Below are 19,364 nucleotides of genomic sequence, written 5' to 3'. Positions count from 1 at the left end.
AACAATCAAAAAGGAAATTTTGCGCCGGATGGATGTTTATACTATAATAAACAATGAATGGTCAAAAAGTGAGGTGTTAAGCGTGGCAGAAAGTTTTGTGAGATTAGAGCACGTTTTTTATAAATATGAGGATACGGAAAAATATGCAGTGAAAGATGTATCTATTTCTGCTCAAAAAGGGGAATGGGTTGCACTTGTTGGTCATAATGGTTCAGGTAAATCTACCATTGCGAAATTACTCAACGGATTGCTTTTTCCAGAAGATGGTTTAATCAAAATCGGACACTTTGTTTTGTCTGAAAAAAATATATGGGACATTAGACGACAAGTAGGAATGGTTTTTCAAAATCCAGATAACCAATTTGTTGGAGCTACAGTGCAAGACGATGTCGCGTTTGGACTTGAGAATCACGGGGTTCCGCACGATACAATGGTGGAACGCGTCGAGTCAGCTTTGAATGAGGTTGGGATGCAAAGTTATGCACTACATGAACCAGCTAGACTTTCTGGTGGGCAAAAACAACGGGTAGCAATTGCTGGCGTTTTGGCGCTGCAACCAGATGTCATTATTTTGGACGAAGCGACTTCTATGCTTGATCCAAGAGGGCGCGCCGAAGTAATGGAAACTATTCGGATTATGCGTGAACAAGAAGACATTACCGTTATTTCGATTACACATGATTTGGATGAAGTTCTTTTTGCGGATCGAGTAATTGTTATGAATAACGGAGAAGTCCACAGTGAAGGCACACCGCAAGAAATTTTCGAGCAAGCAGATGCAATGCGCGAAATTGGCTTAGGTGTTCCATTTATTATTGAATTACAAGAAAAATTAGTTGCAGGTGGCTTTGAAACTGGAAGCACCGTGCTATCGGAAGGAGCATTACTAGATCAATTATGGAAATTAAACTCGAACAACTAGGTTATTGTTATCAAAAAAATAGCCCTTTTGAAAAGCGAGCATTACTTGATGTGAATGTTTCTTTTGATTCTGGTAGCTATTCTGCAATTATTGGTCATACTGGCTCAGGGAAATCAACTTTGCTACAACACTTAAACGCTCTTTTAATGCCAACAGAAGGTAAAATCACAGTTGGTGATCGAGAAATCGTTGCTGGCGTAAAGCAAAAGAAACTACGTGATTTACGTAAGAAAGTCGGGATTGTGTTCCAATTTCCAGAAGCACAACTTTTTGAAGAAACGGTCGAAAAGGATATTTGTTTTGGACCGATGAACTTTGGAGTTTCCGAGGAAGATGCAAAACTACGCGCTAAAAAAGTGATTTATGAAGTGGGACTGACCGAGGAAATTTTGTCACGTTCGCCGTTTGAACTTTCTGGTGGGCAAATGCGCCGGGTTGCGATTGCAGGTGTTTTGGCGATGGACCCAGAAGTACTTGTGCTAGATGAGCCAACAGCGGGACTAGATCCTCATGGCCGCGAGGAAATCATGGAAATGTTCTACAATCTTCATAAAGAAAAAGGGCTTACGACAGTACTTGTAACACACAGTATGGAAGATGCTGCTCGTTATGCGGAAAAGATTGTCTTGATGAAAGCTGGGACGGTTCTTCAAATCGGTACGCCACGTGAAGTTTTCGCGAAGCCAGACGAACTGGTTGATCTTGGGTTATCTGTACCGGATGTGGTGAGATTCCAAGGACTTTTTGAGCGCAAATTTGATGTGAAATTAACAAAAACTTGTTTAACCATTGATGAATTAACGACCGAAATGGCGCCTTATTTAGCGAAGGGCGGGGCATAATTATGATGGATAAAATGATTCTCGGACGTTATATTCCGGGAAACTCTTGGTTGCATCGAATTGACCCACGTGCGAAAATCACTGCTGTTATGGCGTTTATCGCGATTGTCTTTTTAGCGAACAATTGGCTGACCTATGCGCTTATGTTTGCGTATGTTTTGTATTTAGTCTTAACTTCGAAAGTGCCATTTTTATTTTTTATTAAAGGGTTACAACCGATTTTCTGGCTTATTTTAATTACGCTATTACTTCAAGTCTTTTTTACAAAAGGCGGGACAGTTTTAGTCGATTTAGGACTTTTACAAATAACGACACTCGGACTGACAAATGGAGCGATGATGTTTTGTCGCTTTGTTCTCATTATTTTTATGACAACACTTTTAACATTAACGACAAGCCCGATTGAACTAACAGACGGACTGGAGAAAATTTTAGCGCCGTTTCGTTTAGTACATTTACCAGTACATGAACTTGCTTTGATGCTGAGTATTTCTTTGCGCTTTATTCCAACATTGATGGATGAAACGGAGAAAATTTTAAAAGCGCAAAAAGCTCGTGGCGTTGAATTTACGAGTGGAAAATGGAGTGATCGGATTAAAGCGATTATTCCGTTGCTCGTGCCACTTTTTATTAGTGCGTTTAAACGTGCGGAAGATTTAGCGATTGCAATGGAAGCACGCGGTTATCGTGGTGGTAAAGGGAGAACGAGATTCCGTTTACTACGCTGGCGATTCGCCGATACTTTCTTGTTAATTTCTTTAGCGGTATTAAGTGGATTATTATTTTGGTTGCGGAGTTGAAATGAATGACAAGATATAAAGCAATAATTTCTTATGATGGTAGCGGGTTTTATGGCTATCAGGTGCAGCCGAATACACGGACGGTCCAAGCGGAAATTGAAAAAGCATTGACAAAAATGCATAAAGGCAAAACTGTGCGGATTACAGCATCAGGAAGAACAGATACTGGTGTTCATGCGAAAGGTCAGGTTATTCATTTTGATTCGGAACTTGATATCACTGCCGAAAAATTTCAAAAAGCTTTGCAAGTCATGACTCCGTTTGATATTAGCTTTTTAACCGTGGAAGAAGTACCGGATGATTTCCACGCTAGATTTGGCACAGTTGGAAAAGAATATCGTTATGTGGTAAAGCGGACGAAAATTTTTGATCCTTTTAGTCGGAATTTTGCGCTACATTATCCATATGAACTGGACATTTCAAAAATGAAATTGGCAAGTAAACGCCTGATTGGCGAGCATGATTTTACTAGCTTCTGTTCGGCGAGAACGGAGCGCGATTCTAAAGTCCGGACGCTTTATAGTATTGATTTTTATGAAGAGGACGACGAGACGTTAGTGATTGCTTTTCAAGGGAATGGCTTTTTATATAATATGGTGCGAATTTTGACGGGAACTTTGCTCGATGCAGGGCAAGGTCGAATCTCTCCGGATGATATTAGTGAGGCTTTATTAGCACGTGACCGGCAAAAATTAATTAGTAAAACTGCGCCGCCACAAGGGTTATATTTATGGCGAGTGGACTATGAATAAAAATTGGATGTTTTTTTGCAGAACGCATTGACTTTTTGCTCCAAAAACTGTATTATGGACTATGGTATTGTTTGCCCCACAATAAGCCCCGGAAGGTTGTTGTGTTTAAACAATAAAAATATAGAATAGCATTTCGGGAATTAGGAACAGTTTTCGGGAGCTAATTTGTTTCAATTTATTTAGGAGGGTAATTCATGCGTACAACTTATATGGCGAAACCCGGCGAAGTAGAACGTAAATGGTACGTTATCGACGCTACTGGTGTTTCTTTAGGACGTTTATCCAGTGAAGTTGCTTCAATTCTTCGCGGAAAAAACAAACCACAATTTACTCCACATATCGACACTGGAGACTTTGTAATCATCATCAACGCTGGTAAGATTGGTCTTACTGGTAAAAAAGCTACTGACAAAATTTACTACCGTCACTCTCAATATCCAGGCGGTTTGAAATCTCGTACTGCAGGCGAAATGCGTACAAACAATCCTGAGAAATTATTAGAACTATCTATCAAAGGTATGCTTCCAAAAAATTCTCTTGGACGTCAATTATTCAAAAAATTACACGTATATGGTGGATCTGAGCACGAACACGCAGCTCAACAACCAGAAGTATACGAATTACGCGGTTAATTAATAAAGGAGGAATACTAAGTGGCTCAAGTACAATATTACGGAACTGGTCGTCGTAAAAGCTCTGTAGCTCGCGTACGTTTAGTACCAGGCGACGGCAAAATCGTTATTAACAATAGAGACTGGGAAGATTACATCCCATTCGCAGCTCTTCGTGAAGTTATCAAACAACCTTTAGTAGCTACAGAAACTTTAGGTAACTATGATGTACTAGTAAACGTTCACGGTGGTGGTTACACTGGTCAAGCCGGTGCTATCCGTCATGGTGTAGCTCGTGCACTATTACAAGTGGCTCCTGAGTACCGCCCAGCACTTAAATCTGCTGGCCTACTTACTCGTGACCCACGTATGAAAGAACGTAAAAAATACGGACTTAAAGGCGCGCGTCGTGCACCTCAGTTCTCAAAACGTTAATATGTCGTTTCAAAGCACCAGCTTTTGCTGGTGCTTTTTTTGTTTAGTTGAGTTAAATAAAAAACAAAAAAGCCCTTAAGGACTTTTTTGTAATAGTATATTTTTAATTAAAAGTTGTATAACTTAAAGGTTTTTTCTAGTCACATTGCTTGTGTAACATAAACCGCAATAACATAACCTTCATCGTTTAACATATAATCTACTGTATATGTTTTATTTATAGATGGAGATTCATAAACAAAGGATTCATCAGAAACAGTTTGTATAAGAGTGGCATCGGATTCCATATAACCTCTTGCTAATTCTGTTAAATGATTTTTATCTAAATCTTTTCGAATTGTACTTTCATCGCCTAATTGTATAAGCACTTGAAAAATTTCATCGTTTTCTACTGTAGAATAGAGTACATCAAGTTCTTCATCTTTATAAAATGCATCTCCCTCTTTTGTTAAAGTATCTTTGCTGGCTAAAGTGCCATATACAGTATCATCGGAAGGCGTGTTTTCATCAGTCGTTGCAGCTTTTGCAGCGGCTTCTTCTTCTTCTTGTTTTGCTTTTTCCTCCGCTTCTTTACGTTCCTTTTCAGCTTTCGCGGCTTCTTCTTTTTGTATTGTCTCTTGTTTTGCCATGTTGTCGTTATATGCTTTTGAATTGTTATTAATAATTACACTATATTCCTCGTCTTCATAGTTTTTCCTAACTGCTATAAGTTTTGCATAGACTCTTGCTTCGGAATCGCTGTTTATAATTTTGGTAAAAGTAAATCTTCCATCACTATCTTGTTTAACTGTTGCGCCATCAATGGATAATTTGGCTTTAGGATCCACTGTTCCTTCTATAAGCGCTTTCCCATTTTCATCAGTCGTTACAGTAGTTTGGTCAATAGTTAATTCAATTTCTTTCTTTTCTTTCTTCCCACTTTCTTCATTGTTTTCAGAACTCCCACATGCTACTGTCAAAAAACTGAAAAACATTAAAATACTTACCAACAATAAACCTCTTTTTTTCATCTTCTCCGGCTCCTTTTGTGATTAGATATAAATATACAGAACAGCTATTATAACATGAATAACCTTGCTTTTTTTAAAATGTGCCATATATGATCATTTGTTAATTCAATCATTTTTATTTTGTGCGCATTACTTTCCATAACAGCATGCTCAAACACCGAAAACCAAACACAAGCCACCGAAGCTACCGGCGCAATAGAACAAGTAGAAACGGATGCAATTCTAATTAATAATTTCAAAGAAAAAAAGGATAAGTATAATCCGGAAACCGCAATACGCTTTGACATCGTAGATAAATATTACGACGAAACGGGAAATAAAATAACCGACCTAAACAAAAACGATGACGTAAAAATCATTTTAACTAACGACTTCCAAATCCAAGAAACCAATCCAGCCCAAATAGACCCAAAATACATACAAAAAATCATCCTGCTAAACAAATAAAACTCTCTCGCCCACAGAGAGTTTTTTCTTTTCTCAAAAAAATAAACTCAAATTCCTTGCCTTGGTGTGAACTCCAGGGTTTATAATTCTATATGTAAAGAACGAAACGAGGTGATGGAGGATGAATATCAAACAAGCGGCTGATATGTTTGGTTTAACAGTAGATACGTTGCGTTATTATGAGCGGGTCGGTGTTATTCCGCCAGTCCATCGTAACGAAAGTGGTTACCGGGACTATAAAACGAGTGACTTGAACTGGGTTTATCTCGTGAAGAATTTACGGAATGCGGGATTATCGGTAGAATCGTTAATTGAGTTTGCGACACTTGCGCAGCTCAGAGAGACGCAAAATGTCGAAGCGGCGCAAAAACAAGTACTGGTTGACCAACTAAAAGAATTAGACGAAAAATTAGCCGAGATGAAGAAGGTCAGAGAACTACTCGTGTACAAAATCGATTCGTACGATAGTCACATTGCGCAGTTTAAAGCTGGCGAATTAAATGCAGATAATGTAGAAAAATTATGGAAACGGGACAAATTTTAAAGATAAGAGGAGGATTTTCAAATGAAAACAGTGAAATTAAACAATGGTGTAGAAGTACCTATTTTAGGATTTGGGACATATCAAATTACAGATGCTGCTGAAGCGGAACAAGCAGTAAAAGATGCGATTAAAACGGGCTATCGTCACATTGATACGGCGCAAAGTTATATGAATGAAGAAGCTGTAGGTCGCGGAATTGCGGCATCCGGCGTCGATCGCAAAGAACTATTCATTACGACAAAAATATGGGTGGAAAATGTAAGTTATAAAGGTGTTATGAGCTCATTTGACCGGTCGTTAAAACGTTTAGGGTTGGATTACATTGATTTGCTGCTAATTCATCAACCTTTCAACGATGTATACGGGGCATGGATAGCGATGGAGGAATTACAAGCATCAGGAAAAATTAGAGCAATTGGCGTATCGAATTTTAGCCCGGATCGCGTAATTGACCTAGCTGCGTTCAATGAAGTAACTCCGCAAGTCAACCAAATTGAAGTTAATCCTTTCCAACAACAGGCAGCGAATCTAGCTGTTTTAAGAAAAGAAGGGGTTACAATAGAAGCATGGGCACCGTTTGCGGAAGGGAAAAATGATATTTTTAATAACCCAGTTTTAACGAAAATTGGTGCGAAATATGGAAAATCGGCCGCTCAAGTAATTTTGCGTTGGCTAGTAGAGCAAGATATTATCGTCTTAGCTAAATCTGTAAAACCAGAAAGAATGGCGCAAAATCTGGCTATATTTGATTTTGAATTGACGGAGGCAGATAAGGGAGAAATTGCCAGCCTAGATCAAGGGGAAAGCCAGTTCTTCTCACATGCGGATCCAGAAATGGTGAAATGGATGGCTAGTCGCAAACTGAATGTATAAACGAAAAAAGGTTCTGCGTAAATGCAGAACCTTTTTTTATTTAACTATTGATGTCGATAGCTTTAATCCATCCTAGTGAATTTTGTCTGTCTTTAAGATGCAACCAATCTTCACCAAGAATGGTTGCTGTTTTATCCACTGCTAATAATTTTCCATAATAGAAGCCCACTGCTTTTGGGTTAGTACTTGTTGATTCTACAGGTTTGTTATAAAGTTTTGCTGTTGGGTCTTTCACGTAAGCGACTTGTTTTACTGGTTCTTCTTTAGCGGGAGTATAAAATACATTTAAGTCTTTTTCGCTAGCCCATCCAACAAGTTTTCCATCTACTTTAAACTGATACCAAAGTGTATTTCCGGCTTTAGCTCGAGTCACTAGTTCTAGTTTTTCGTTATCATAATCTGCAAGTGGTGCTAATTTTTCTGCGTTTTTTGTGTTGAATGGTGCAGTCCATACGTTATCAGTTGCAGATTTACTTACTAGAGCATAGCCATCGTAAGAAGTTTGTTCTGTGATGCGATCATAAAGGCGATCATTCAATTTATCTGCGCGAACCCAGCCGATTACTTTCTCGCCTTCTGAAATTCGGAACCAAGCATAGCCGCCGCGAGTGATTTTTTTATCTACTTCAAGGGCTTTTCTATCGTATTTTGCGATAGTTCCATTATCGAATTGTTTTTCAGGGCTTGGTAGACGATATACATGTGCGCTTAAATCATCTACATATTTGGTTAAATGAACATTTTCATCTTCTTTTTGATGATAGCTGATTTTTAAGGCATTACTATTTATCCAACCAATATCTTTGTTGTTCTCGCGAATAAAGTACCATAGACCTTTTTCTGTTTTAGCTTCCCAGGAAATTTCTAAGTTACGCCCTAAGTAATTTTCGAGGGTCCCGATTTTATTAGCATTTTCTGTATTGTACGGTGCCGACCAAATAACCTCTTGTTCTTTATTTTCAGCTACTGTTCCAATTGCTGCTAAGGATTGATTAGACTCGATTTTATCGTAAATGACATCGTATTTATCTAAGTTGTAACGTTCAATAATTGCTACTAGTTTAGAAACGTAATCTGGATCAGTCGCATAACCACCGTCTTTAATAGCTTGCAGTGCTTTGCGGTAGTTCGTTTCACCGACAGCGTCTTGATAGCGCGCATTTTCAGTAATCAAAGCTGTGTGGTCTTCAATGGATTCTTTCCAACTAGGGTAAACGCGGAAATTAGCGGTGGTTGAGCCGGATGCTTCCATTGTCCCCATGGAGACAGACTTACCTTTATACGTTCCTTTAATTCCGAATAAGTTATTAGAGTTCTGGCTTAGACCACTTTCACCCCAATTTGATTCTAAAATTGCTTGAGCGAGCGTTACACTTGTAAGCAATTTACCATCGCGATATCCATCCTGAGCCGCTGGTAAAATTTCATCAATGAAAGCTTGTTGTGAAGTAGTCAGATTAACTTGAGCTGTTCTGCTACCTCCTGTTTCTGCTCCAACATTTATGGAAACTACCAAAAATGCCACAATTAGCAGAATTATCCCTGGTTTTATAAACTTTCTATCCAAATTTCAATGCACTCCTTTTTATATATCTGCAACTATATTATCAAAAAATGCCAAAAAATTTCTATTACATTTCTATGACGAAAAACAATAACTACGCCAAACCTATTGGGACGTAAGGACTAAAGCTGGAAATGTTAAATATGTAAAATTTGTGAAATTTTCTTCAACAAACTTTTGTACCGAAAAGACAAGCAATATGTGAAATAATAAAACGGTCATGCTATAATAATCAGTATGTCAGCGCATTCATTTTTGGAGGTTTTTATATATGTTAAACGAACAACAAATTACTAGATTGCTATATAGATTGCAAGATCCTGTTTTAGAGGCAAGCTTAGAAGAAACAGAAGGTGTTTTAGAAGTGCAAGTGCTTGAAGAAACAGCAAACATCAAAATCGCATTAGCTGATCCAGCAGTAGAAACGGATCATTTTGTTCATAATATAGAAGAACTTCTCACCCAATTCGGCGTAAATGAAATAAATATTGAGCTAGAATACCTACCCGCAGCAGTTATTGACCGCATTTTCCAAGCAAGAGATAACATACTCTCAGAAGCTAGTGAAACGAAATTCTTAGCAATAGCGAGTGGTAAAGGTGGCGTCGGGAAATCAACTGTCTCTGCGAATCTTGCAATCGCCTTAGCACAACAAGGCAAAAAAGTAGGATTATTAGACGCGGATATATATGGATTCAGTATTCCTGTACTGCTAGGAACAACCGAATCCCCCCGCAAAGAAAATGGCCAAATCATCCCAGTCGAAACACACGGCATTCAAATGATTTCTATGGATTTTTTTGTGGAACAAGGAGAACCAGTTATCTGGCGCGGACCAATGCTAGGGAAAATGATTAAAATGTTTTTAGAAGAAGTAAGATGGGGAAAACTAGACTATTTACTTATCGATTTACCACCTGGAACTGGAGATGTTGCGCTAGATATCCATACGCTTATCCCGAAATGCAATGAACTTATTGTTACAACACCACATTATGCAGCCGCGTCAGTCGCATCTCGAGCAGGATATATGGCAGCAAAAAACAATCACAAAATCATCGGTGTAATCGAAAATATGTCTTATCTTACTTTAGCTGATGGACAAGTATTAAAAGTATTCGGACAAGGCGGCGGCGAAAAAGTTGCTGCAGACTTAGAAACACAACTTTTAATTCAACTGCCAATAGAACAACCAGAACCAAATGGAAATGGCTATGTATCAGCCCTTTTCAACTCTTCAAGCACTTCAGGAAAAGCATATAAAACCCTAGCAGAGAAAATAATTCCATATTTATCATAAAAACTTTGTAAAAAGTATTGACGAAAGGCAAAAATCTTGGTATATTTATAAACGTTGCTGATGCGGACAAAACGCTTTCGCAACAAAAGAAACTGACCTTTGAAAACTGAACAAAAAAGAAGACGAAAAGCAATGAGACGTAAAGTCTCACTGGTAATCGCAGGGCAGAAAACAGAAAGCTGTTTTCAACAAAACAAACTAGTAATTTAATTGCTAGCGAAGTCAATTTGACGCAAGGAATCTTATTCACGGTGTTGAATAAGTATTCAAATTCAATTTATATTTTAAAGAGAGTTTGATCCTGGCTCAGGACGAACGCTGGCGGCGTGCCTAATACATGCAAGTCGAACGAACGGAGGAAGAGCTTGCTCTTCCAAAGTTAGTGGCGGACGGGTGAGTAACACGTGGGCAACCTGCCTGTAAGTTTGGGATAACTCCGGGAAACCGGGGCTAATACCGAATGATAAAGTGTGGCGCATGCCATGCTTTTGAAAGATGGTTTCGGCTATCGCTTACAGATGGGCCCGCGGTGCATTAGCTAGTTGGTAGGGTAATGGCCTACCAAGGCAACGATGCATAGCCGACCTGAGAGGGTGATCGGCCACACTGGGACTGAGACACGGCCCAGACTCCTACGGGAGGCAGCAGTAGGGAATCTTCCGCAATGGACGAAAGTCTGACGGAGCAACGCCGCGTGTATGAAGAAGGTTTTCGGATCGTAAAGTACTGTTGTTAGAGAAGAACAAGGATAAGAGTAACTGCTTGTCCCTTGACGGTATCTAACCAGAAAGCCACGGCTAACTACGTGCCAGCAGCCGCGGTAATACGTAGGTGGCAAGCGTTGTCCGGATTTATTGGGCGTAAAGCGCGCGCAGGCGGTCTTTTAAGTCTGATGTGAAAGCCCCCGGCTTAACCGGGGAGGGTCATTGGAAACTGGAAGACTGGAGTGCAGAAGAGGAGAGTGGAATTCCACGTGTAGCGGTGAAATGCGTAGATATGTGGAGGAACACCAGTGGCGAAGGCGACTCTCTGGTCTGTAACTGACGCTGAGGCGCGAAAGCGTGGGGAGCAAACAGGATTAGATACCCTGGTAGTCCACGCCGTAAACGATGAGTGCTAAGTGTTAGGGGGTTTCCGCCCCTTAGTGCTGCAGCTAACGCATTAAGCACTCCGCCTGGGGAGTACGACCGCAAGGTTGAAACTCAAAGGAATTGACGGGGGCCCGCACAAGCGGTGGAGCATGTGGTTTAATTCGAAGCAACGCGAAGAACCTTACCAGGTCTTGACATCCTTTGACCACTCTGGAGACAGAGCTTTCCCTTCGGGGACAAAGTGACAGGTGGTGCATGGTTGTCGTCAGCTCGTGTCGTGAGATGTTGGGTTAAGTCCCGCAACGAGCGCAACCCTTGATTTTAGTTGCCAGCATTTAGTTGGGCACTCTAAAGTGACTGCCGGTGCAAGCCGGAGGAAGGTGGGGATGACGTCAAATCATCATGCCCCTTATGACCTGGGCTACACACGTGCTACAATGGATAGTACAAAGGGTCGCGAAGCCGCGAGGTGGAGCTAATCCCATAAAACTATTCTCAGTTCGGATTGTAGGCTGCAACTCGCCTACATGAAGCCGGAATCGCTAGTAATCGTGGATCAGCATGCCACGGTGAATACGTTCCCGGGCCTTGTACACACCGCCCGTCACACCACGAGAGTTTGTAACACCCGAAGTCGGTAGGGTAACCTTTATGGAGCCAGCCGCCGAAGGTGGGACAGATAATTGGGGTGAAGTCGTAACAAGGTAGCCGTATCGGAAGGTGCGGCTGGATCACCTCCTTTCTAAGGAAAAGGAAACCTGTGAGTTTTCGTTCTTCTCTATTTGTTCAGTTTTGAGAGGTTACTCTCTTTTATGTCAGATAAAGTATGCAAGGCACTATGCTTGAAGCATCGCGCCACTACATTTTTGACGGGCCTATAGCTCAGCTGGTTAGAGCGCACGCCTGATAAGCGTGAGGTCGATGGTTCGAGTCCATTTAGGCCCACTTTTTCTTTCTGACATAAGAAATACAAATAATCATACCCTTTTACGGGGCCTTAGCTCAGCTGGGAGAGCGCCTGCTTTGCACGCAGGAGGTCAGCGGTTCGATCCCGCTAGGCTCCACCAAAATTGTTCTTTGAAAACTAGATAAGAAAGTTAGTAAAGTTAGCATAGATAAGTAATTATCTATGACACAAGTAACCGAGAATCATCTGAAAGTGAATCTTTCATCTGATTGGAAGTATCATCGCTGATACGGAAAATCAGAAAAACAACCTTTACTTCGTAGAAGTAAATTGGTTAAGTTAGAAAGGGCGCACGGTGGATGCCTTGGCACTAGGAGCCGAAGAAGGACGGGACTAACACCGATATGCTTTGGGGAGCTGTACGTAAGCGTTGATCCAGAGATTTCCGAATGGGGGAACCCACTATCTTTAGTCGGATAGTATCCTTACGTGAATACATAGCGTGAGGAAGGCAGACCCAGGGAACTGAAACATCTAAGTACCTGGAGGAAGAGAAAGAAAAATCGATTTCCTGAGTAGCGGCGAGCGAAACGGAAAGAGCCCAAACCAAGAAGCTTGCTTCTTGGGGTTGTAGGACACTCTATACGGAGTTACAAAAGAAAGTTATAAATGAAGCGGTCTGGAAAGGCCCGCCAAAGACGGTAACAGCCCGGTAGTTGAAATGGCTTTCCCTCCAGAGTGGATCCTGAGTACGGCGGAACACGTGAAATTCCGTCGGAATCCGGGAGGACCATCTCCCAAGGCTAAATACTCCCTAGTGACCGATAGTGAACCAGTACCGTGAGGGAAAGGTGAAAAGCACCCCGGAAGGGGAGTGAAACAGTTCCTGAAACCGTGTGCCTACAAGTAGTTAGAGCCCGTTAATGGGTGATAGCGTGCCTTTTGTAGAATGAACCGGCGAGTTACGATTTGTTGCAAGGTTAAGCGGAAAAAGCGGAGCCGTAGCGAAAGCGAGTCTGAATAGGGCGCATAAGTAACAGGTCGTAGACCCGAAACCAGGTGATCTACCCATGTCCAGGATGAAGGTAAGGTAATACTTACTGGAGGTCCGAACCCACGCACGTTGAAAAGTGCGGGGATGAGGTGTGGGTAGCGGAGAAATTCCAATCGAACTTGGAGATAGCTGGTTCTCTCCGAAATAGCTTTAGGGCTAGCCTCGAGGTAAAGAGTCATGGAGGTAGAGCACTGTTTGGACTAGGGGCCCTTCTCGGGTTACCGAATTCAGATAAACTCCGAATGCCATGTACTTATACTCGGGAGTCAGACTGCGAGTGATAAGATCCGTAGTCGAAAGGGAAACAGCCCAGACCACCAGTTAAGGTCCCCAAATATATGTTAAGTGGAAAAGGATGTGGGGTTGCTTAGACAACCAGGATGTTGGCTTAGAAGCAGCCACCATTGAAAGAGTGCGTAATAGCTCACTGGTCGAGTGACCCCGCGCCGAAAATGTACCGGGGCTAAACATATTACCGAAACTGTGGATGAACCTCTTTAGAGGTTCGTGGTAGGAGAGCGTTCTAAGGGCGGTGAAGTCAGACCGGAAGGACTGGTGGAGCGCTTAGAAGTGAGAATGCCGGTATGAGTAGCGAAAGAAGGGTGAGAATCCCTTCCACCGAATATCTAAGGTTTCCTGAGGAAGGCTCGTCCGCTCAGGGTTAGTCGGGACCTAAGCCGAGGCCGATAGGCGTAGGCGATGGACAACAGGTAGAGATTCCTGTACCAGTGCTAATTGTTTAACCGATGGGGTGACACAGAAGGATAGGGAATCGCACGAATGGAAATGTGCGTCCAAGCAGTGAGTGTGAGAAGTAGGCAAATCCGCTTCTCGCGAAGCATGAGCTGTGATGGGGAAGGAAATTAAGTACGGAAGTTCCTGATTTCACGCTGTCAAGAAAAGCCTCTAGGAAGAGTAGTACTGCCCGTACCGCAAACCGACACAGGTAGATGAGGAGAGAATCCTAAGGTGAGCGAGAGAACTCTCGTTAAGGAACTCGGCAAAATGACCCCGTAACTTCGGGAGAAGGGGTGCTCTATTAGGGTGCAAGCCCGAGAGAGCCGCAGTGAATAGGCCCAGGCGACTGTTTAGCAAAAACACAGGTCTCTGCAAAACCGTAAGGTGACGTATAGGGGCTGACGCCTGCCCGGTGCTGGAAGGTTAAGAGGAGTGCTTAGCTTCGGCGAAGGTACGAATTGAAGCCCCAGTAAACGGCGGCCGTAACTATAACGGTCCTAAGGTAGCGAAATTCCTTGTCGGGTAAGTTCCGACCCGCACGAAAGGCGCAACGATCTGGGCACTGTCTCAACGAGAGACTCGGTGAAATTATAGTACCTGTGAAGATGCAGGTTACCCGCGACAGGACGGAAAGACCCCGTGGAGCTTTACTGCAACCTGATATGGAATGTTTGTACCGCTTGTACAGGATAGGTAGGAGCCGAAGAGACGTGTGCGCTAGCATACGAGGAGGCAATGGTGGGATACTACCCTGGCTGTATGACCATTCTAACCCGCCACGCTTAGCGCGTGGGGAGACAGTGTCAGGTGGGCAGTTTGACTGGGGCGGTCGCCTCCTAAAGAGTAACGGAGGCGCCCAAAGGTTCCCTCAGAATGGATGGAAATCATTCGCAGAGTGTAAAGGCACAAGGGAGCTTGACTGCGAGACTGACAAGTCGAGCAGGGACGAAAGTCGGGCTTAGTGATCCGGTGGTTCCGCATGGAAGGGCCATCGCTCAACGGATAAAAGCTACCCCGGGGATAACAGGCTTATCTCCCCCAAGAGTCCACATCGACGGGGAGGTTTGGCACCTCGATGTCGGCTCGTCGCATCCTGGGGCTGTAGTCGGTCCCAAGGGTTGGGCTGTTCGCCCATTAAAGCGGCACGCGAGCTGGGTTCAGAACGTCGTGAGACAGTTCGGTCCCTATCCGTCGCGGGCGCAGGAAATTTGAGAGGAGCTGTCCTTAGTACGAGAGGACCGGGATGGACACACCGCTGGTGTACCAGTTGTTCCGCCAGGAGCATCGCTGGGTAGCTATGTGTGGCAGGGATAAACGCTGAAAGCATCTAAGCGTGAAGCCCCCCTCAAGATGAGATTTCCCATTTCTTCGGAAAGTAAGATCCCTGAAAGATGATCAGGTAGATAGGTTTGGAGTGGAAGTGTAGCGATACATGGAGCGGACAAATACTAATCGATCGAGGACTTAACCAAAAAATGAAACGAAGTTACCTAACTGAACCCTTTCTTCTCTAGTTTTGAGAGAGCAATCTTTCAACAACTTAAATATTGTCTGGTAGTTATGGCGAGAAGGTCACACCCGTTCCCATCCCGAACACGGTAGTTAAGCTTCTCTGCGCCAATGGTAGTTGGGGGCTTCCCCCTGCGAGAGTAGGTCGCTGCCGGGCAATTTATTATTCCACAGTAGCTCAGTTGGTAGAGCAATCGGCTGTTAACCGATCGGTCGCAGGTTCGAGTCCTGCCTGTGGAGCCATTTTTTTATTTGAAAGGCTTTGCTGCCGCTTTAGCTCAGTTGGTAGAGCACTTCCATGGTAAGGAAGGGGTCGTCGGTTCAAATCCGACAAGTGGCTTAAATAATATATGGATAATTTGTATGTTTCGCTAGTATGCGAGGCTTTTTTTATTGTTTAAAAGAATAATGATATTTATTATGGATATCTTGAATAGGTAGTATAAATCGATTATACTATGGGTATAATAACAGAACGGGTGGGGTGTTTTTTTGAAGGAGAAGAAGCAGCGGATTATTAAGTCGGCTAAAGAGGTGTTTCAAAAACAAGGGTATTTGAAGACGTCTGTACAAGATATGGTTGATGCAGCTGGGATTTCTAAAGGGACTTTTTATAATTATTTTACTTCGAAAGAGGAACTGGCAATTGTGATTTTTAAGCAGGAGTATTCTGTATTGCATCAGCGTTTGGAGTATACGATGGGGCTAGATGGGACGAAGAAGGATAATTTTACGGAGTGCTTGAAAATTATTATTCATTTTTATACGGAAAATGGGGAGATCTTGAATATTACGTTTTCTCAGACGATGATTGATGATGATTTTAATGCGTTCTTGCAGAATGTGCGACTTAAGAATATGGAATGGGTTAAAAATCAGTTGTTAGAGGTTTATGGGAAGGAAACGGAGCCTTATATAAATGATATTACGATGTTGCTTAGCGGGATGGCGGCAATGTATGTCTTTGCTAGTGGTAGCAAGAATGTTGATTCAGGATTGATTGAGCGGGCTATTCCTTATGTGGTGAGAAGGCTTGATGCACTTGTGAAGGATATTTTGGAGAGCGGAGAGATTGTGTTTACGGAAGCGGACACAGAAAATCTGGTGCCGGATCAAACTATGATTAGAAAGAAAAGACTAGCTAAACTGCGGGGCGCGCTGGAGGAGTTAAATGTCGGGATTGAAAATGCGGATATTGATGACTCGGATAAATGGCAGTATAAGGAATCCATGAACGCGCTTGTTGGGGAGATTAACAATAATGAGGCGCCTAGAGATTTCATGGTTCAAGGAACATTGTTGTATCTTAAACAACATGTACCAGCAAGTTTGACCAAAGAGGTAAATAAATTAGAAGCTTGTGTGAACGGGCTTTTATAATAATTAGACTGACCAGTCACTTTTTGTTGACTTGTTGGTCTTTTTTTATTATACTTCTATTATTCATCTGGAAATTTCCACATGGGAAGGGGTATTAATTTTGAATAGTACAGCAGTAGAACGGCCCGTTGATGTTAACGGGAAATCTTATAGTAGAAGTTTATTAGTAGTTACAATGATTATTGGGGCGTTTGTGGCGATCTTGAATCAGACGTTACTAGCGACGGCACTGCCGATGATTATGGATGATTTGCATATTACAGCAGCAACAGGGCAATGGTTGACGACGGCTTTCTTGCTAACAAATGGGATTATGATTCCGATTACGGCACTTTTAATTGAAAAAATTAGTTCAAAAACTTTATTTATTACAGCGATGACTGTATTTACAATTGGTACCATTATTGCGTCAGTGGCGGGTTCTTTCCCGGTACTACTTACTGGTCGTATCGTTCAAGCAGCTGGTGCGGGGATTATGATGCCGTTGCTTCAAACAATCTTCTTGCTGATTTTCCCTCGTGAAAAACGTGGGGCAGCGATGGGGCTGATGGGACTTGTTATTGCGTTTGCTCCAGCAATTGGGCCAACTTTGTCTGGTTGGATTGTGGATTCATATGATTGGCGCGTATTATTCCTTATTTTAATTCCAATCGCGGTTATCGATATAATTCTAGCGTTCTTTGGAATGAAAAAAGTAGTAAAATTAACTGATACAAAAATCGATTTTCTTTCCATTGTAATGTCTTCAATTGGTTTTGGTTCACTCCTTTATGGATTTAGTTCAGCAGGTAATGATGGTTGGGGAGATGCAACGGTTATCACGATGTTGATTGTTGGTGTCGTTGTTATTGCATTATTTGTTTGGCGCCAACTAGTTATTGATAATCCAATGCTTGAACTACATGTGTTTAAATATCCAGTATTTTCATTGTCTGTTATTCTTGGTTCGATTGTAACGATGGCAATGATTGGTGCGGAAATTGTATTGCCTTTATATATTCAAACAATTCGCGGGGAGTCGGCGCTTCAATCAGGTCTGTTATTACTTCCGGGTGCGATTATTATGGGGATAATGAGTCCAATTACGGGTATTATTTTCGATAAAATTGGGGCGAAATGGTTGACGATTACCGGGGTTACCATTTTGACTATCGGTACAATTCCATTTATGTTCTTAACGATGGATACGCCGCTTTGGTATATTGTTGTATTTTATGCTGTGAGGTTCTTCGGGATTTCAATGGCGATGATGCCAGTTTCGACAGCGGGTATGAATGCACTTCCTAACCATTTGATTAACCACGGTTCGGCGGTAAATAATACGATTCGACAAATTGCTGGTTCGATTGGGACGGCGGTACTTATTACAGTGCTAACGAATGTAACGAAAGATAATATGCCAGGTAAAGCGCTTATGGCAACGGATCCGGCTAGTTTTGCTCAAAAAGCGCAAGATGCTAGCTTGGACGGAATGCGTGCGGCGTTTATGGTTGCAGCGATTTTTGCGGCTATTGGGATGATCTTAAGTTTATTCCTGAAAACCAAAAAACAAGAGCCAATCGTCAAAGAATATACGAAATAAAAAAATGAAACAGGGTCAAACTTCCAATTTGGATGTTTGACCCTGTTTTTTATACTTTTTTAAGGGTGACTTTCCAGCTGGTGCCGGTGCCGACTGAATAAGCGTCTACGAAGGACCCTTGATTGATACCTAGTCCGAGGTTGTCGAGTGAATTGACGTAGATGAGCGCTTCGCCAATCCGTAAGTCGGCAAATGAGCGGCTATAAGTAACGAAATTCTTATAAACTACTCGGTCGTGGTGTTTGATGAGGACTTCGATGGAATCGCCATAGTTAGCACCTAGCTGCAAGAAATCAGTTCGGCGAATATTTGTCCAAAGATTACCGAATGGACGGTCAATAATATCAATTGTGCCAAAAGCTTGCTCGCCTTCTAAGTAGGAGTCACTTAGACTTAGAGAAACAATGGAGTCTGGGGTAGCTGATGGACCGATATCTTCAAAATTAATCACGCCGGCTGCGAGCCTAGCCGCGGTATAAGCGAAAATATCTCGACCGTGAAATGTATGGGATGCACCTGATTTTGGTAGGCGATTTTTTTCTTCATCTATCAGTCGAACTTCTTTAATTGTTCCGTAATGCGCGATATGGGTTAAGGTTCCGTTGTCTGGTGTAATAATATAATGACCATCTTCTGTTAAAACGGCGACACTTCGACGCTTCGAACCAACTCCAGGATCAACAATCGAAACAAAAATGGTATCTTCGGGCCAATAAGTAACCGTTTGGAGTAAACGATACGATGCTTCCCAAATATTAAATTGAGGAATTTGATGCGTTAAATCGTATATTTGCAAATCTAGGCTAACGCTATTAATCACGCCGTACATGGCGCTAACTGCACCATCACTAATACCAAAATCAGATTGTAAAACAAGTAGTTGTTTTGTCATTTTGAAATCCTCCATTTCGAGCAATTTAGGGTAAAATAAAACTCGCCCTTATCCAAAAAAATATCTTGGAATAAGGGCGAGAAAATTTCACGCGGTACCACCTTAATTTAT

At 42.1% G+C, this 19,364-nt stretch carries 15 protein-coding genes, 4 tRNA genes, 3 rRNA genes and 1 other annotated feature (1 of these 23 cut by a window edge); of the genes, 19 read left to right on the top strand and 3 right to left on the bottom strand.

The window, feature by feature from the left end; all coding sequences use genetic code 11:
- The first annotated feature begins 82 nt into the window (after positions 1 to 82).
- The 6 genes from GL301_RS13170 to rpsI all read left to right on the top strand — a co-directional run bounded on the left by GL301_RS13170 (position 83) and on the right by rpsI (position 4,362).
- The gene (locus tag GL301_RS13170) at positions 83 to 922 is read left to right on the top strand and encodes an energy-coupling factor ABC transporter ATP-binding protein (protein WP_003740302.1); all 840 of its coding nucleotides are present in this window, start codon (positions 83 to 85) and stop codon (positions 920 to 922) included.
- Positions 898 to 1,764, top strand: coding sequence for an energy-coupling factor ABC transporter ATP-binding protein (locus GL301_RS13165; RefSeq protein ID WP_003726078.1), 867 nt, complete (start codon positions 898 to 900; stop codon positions 1,762 to 1,764). The genes GL301_RS13170 and GL301_RS13165 overlap by 25 nt, the downstream gene beginning before the upstream one ends.
- Before the next feature lie 2 nt (positions 1,765 to 1,766).
- A complete protein-coding gene (locus tag GL301_RS13160; protein WP_010959067.1) occupies positions 1,767 to 2,564 on the top strand; it encodes an energy-coupling factor transporter transmembrane component T family protein in 798 nt (265 codons plus the stop codon).
- 5 nt (positions 2,565 to 2,569) lie between these two features.
- Positions 2,570 to 3,316 (top strand): tRNA pseudouridine(38-40) synthase TruA, encoded by a 747-nt coding sequence (gene truA, locus GL301_RS13155; protein WP_003726076.1) that lies wholly within the window; start codon positions 2,570 to 2,572, stop codon positions 3,314 to 3,316.
- A gap of 194 nt (positions 3,317 to 3,510) precedes the next feature.
- Positions 3,511 to 3,948, top strand: a complete 438-nt coding sequence (rplM, locus tag GL301_RS13150) for a 50S ribosomal protein L13 (RefSeq protein WP_003727703.1) — start codon at positions 3,511 to 3,513, stop codon at positions 3,946 to 3,948.
- Positions 3,949 to 3,969: 21 nt separating this feature from the next.
- Positions 3,970 to 4,362, top strand: a complete 393-nt coding sequence (gene rpsI, locus GL301_RS13145) for a 30S ribosomal protein S9 (RefSeq protein WP_003726075.1) — start codon at positions 3,970 to 3,972, stop codon at positions 4,360 to 4,362.
- 140 nt (positions 4,363 to 4,502) lie between these two features.
- On the opposite strand, the gene GL301_RS13140 is transcribed toward rpsI, so the two are convergent.
- Complete coding sequence (locus GL301_RS13140) at positions 4,503 to 5,372, bottom strand: DUF4969 domain-containing protein (RefSeq protein WP_010959066.1); 870 nt, start codon at positions 5,370 to 5,372, stop codon at positions 4,503 to 4,505.
- 120 nt (positions 5,373 to 5,492) lie between these two features.
- Here GL301_RS13140 and GL301_RS13135 point away from each other — a divergent pair, with 120 nt between their 5' ends.
- From GL301_RS13135 to GL301_RS13125, 3 genes are all read left to right on the top strand, one after another.
- Positions 5,493 to 5,819, top strand: coding sequence for a hypothetical protein (locus GL301_RS13135; protein ID WP_003734939.1), 327 nt, complete (start codon positions 5,493 to 5,495; stop codon positions 5,817 to 5,819).
- 121 nt (positions 5,820 to 5,940) lie between these two features.
- On the top strand, positions 5,941 to 6,363 hold the full coding sequence (locus GL301_RS13130) for a MerR family transcriptional regulator (protein WP_003726061.1): 423 nt from the start codon (positions 5,941 to 5,943) through the stop codon (positions 6,361 to 6,363).
- Between the two features lie 21 nt (positions 6,364 to 6,384).
- Positions 6,385 to 7,236, top strand: a complete 852-nt coding sequence (locus GL301_RS13125) for an aldo/keto reductase (RefSeq protein WP_009929083.1) — start codon at positions 6,385 to 6,387, stop codon at positions 7,234 to 7,236.
- A gap of 40 nt (positions 7,237 to 7,276) precedes the next feature.
- Here GL301_RS13125 and GL301_RS13120 read toward each other — a convergent pair whose 3' ends face one another.
- Entirely contained in the window at positions 7,277 to 8,803 is a 1,527-nt protein-coding gene (locus GL301_RS13120) for a GW domain-containing glycosaminoglycan-binding protein (RefSeq protein ID WP_003734936.1), read from the bottom strand.
- A gap of 268 nt (positions 8,804 to 9,071) precedes the next feature.
- Between GL301_RS13120 and GL301_RS13115 the strand changes: the two genes are divergently transcribed.
- The 10 genes from GL301_RS13115 to mdrT all read left to right on the top strand — a co-directional run bounded on the left by GL301_RS13115 (position 9,072) and on the right by mdrT (position 18,361).
- Positions 9,072 to 10,100 carry an Mrp/NBP35 family ATP-binding protein gene (locus GL301_RS13115; protein WP_003726820.1) on the top strand — a complete coding sequence of 343 codons (1,029 nt, stop codon included), beginning with the start codon at positions 9,072 to 9,074 and terminating at the stop codon, positions 10,098 to 10,100.
- Between the two features lie 283 nt (positions 10,101 to 10,383).
- Positions 10,384 to 11,933: ribosomal RNA gene (locus GL301_RS13110) — 16S ribosomal RNA — on the top strand.
- Between the two features lie 129 nt (positions 11,934 to 12,062).
- A tRNA-Ile gene (locus GL301_RS13105) sits at positions 12,063 to 12,136 on the top strand.
- A 46-nt stretch (positions 12,137 to 12,182) separates the two neighbouring features.
- A tRNA-Ala gene (locus tag GL301_RS13100) sits at positions 12,183 to 12,258 on the top strand.
- A gap of 172 nt (positions 12,259 to 12,430) precedes the next feature.
- A 23S ribosomal RNA gene (locus tag GL301_RS13095) occupies positions 12,431 to 15,362 on the top strand.
- A gap of 78 nt (positions 15,363 to 15,440) precedes the next feature.
- Positions 15,441 to 15,556, top strand: a 5S ribosomal RNA gene (rrf, locus tag GL301_RS13090).
- Together the 16S, 23S and 5S rRNA genes with 4 tRNA genes alongside form the textbook arrangement of a ribosomal RNA operon.
- A 10-nt stretch (positions 15,557 to 15,566) precedes the next feature.
- Positions 15,567 to 15,642: transfer RNA gene (locus GL301_RS13085), tRNA-Asn, on the top strand.
- 24 nt (positions 15,643 to 15,666) lie between these two features.
- Positions 15,667 to 15,739 (top strand) — tRNA-Thr (locus tag GL301_RS13080).
- Positions 15,740 to 15,891: 152 nt separating this feature from the next.
- On the top strand, positions 15,892 to 16,779 hold the full coding sequence (brtA, locus tag GL301_RS13075) for a bile-regulated transcriptional regulator BrtA (protein ID WP_003728385.1): 888 nt from the start codon (positions 15,892 to 15,894) through the stop codon (positions 16,777 to 16,779).
- A 100-nt stretch (positions 16,780 to 16,879) separates the two neighbouring features.
- Positions 16,880 to 18,361 carry a cholic acid efflux MFS transporter MdrT gene (gene mdrT, locus GL301_RS13070; RefSeq protein WP_003728386.1) on the top strand — a complete coding sequence of 494 codons (1,482 nt, stop codon included), beginning with the start codon at positions 16,880 to 16,882 and terminating at the stop codon, positions 18,359 to 18,361.
- A 49-nt stretch (positions 18,362 to 18,410) separates the two neighbouring features.
- Here mdrT and GL301_RS13065 read toward each other — a convergent pair whose 3' ends face one another.
- Positions 18,411 to 19,253, bottom strand: coding sequence for an SAM hydrolase/SAM-dependent halogenase family protein (locus GL301_RS13065; RefSeq protein WP_003726482.1), 843 nt, complete (start codon positions 19,251 to 19,253; stop codon positions 18,411 to 18,413).
- Between the two features lie 69 nt (positions 19,254 to 19,322).
- Positions 19,323 to 19,364: a binding site (T-box leader), on the bottom strand (it continues 207 nt past the right edge of the window).

The organism is Listeria sp. LM90SB2 (genome assembly GCF_028867355.1).
Taxonomy (GTDB): Bacteria; Bacillota; Bacilli; order Lactobacillales; family Listeriaceae; genus Listeria; species Listeria monocytogenes_B.
Note: the sequence above shows the minus strand (reverse complement) of the source record. Positions and strands in the feature narration are given on the sequence as shown.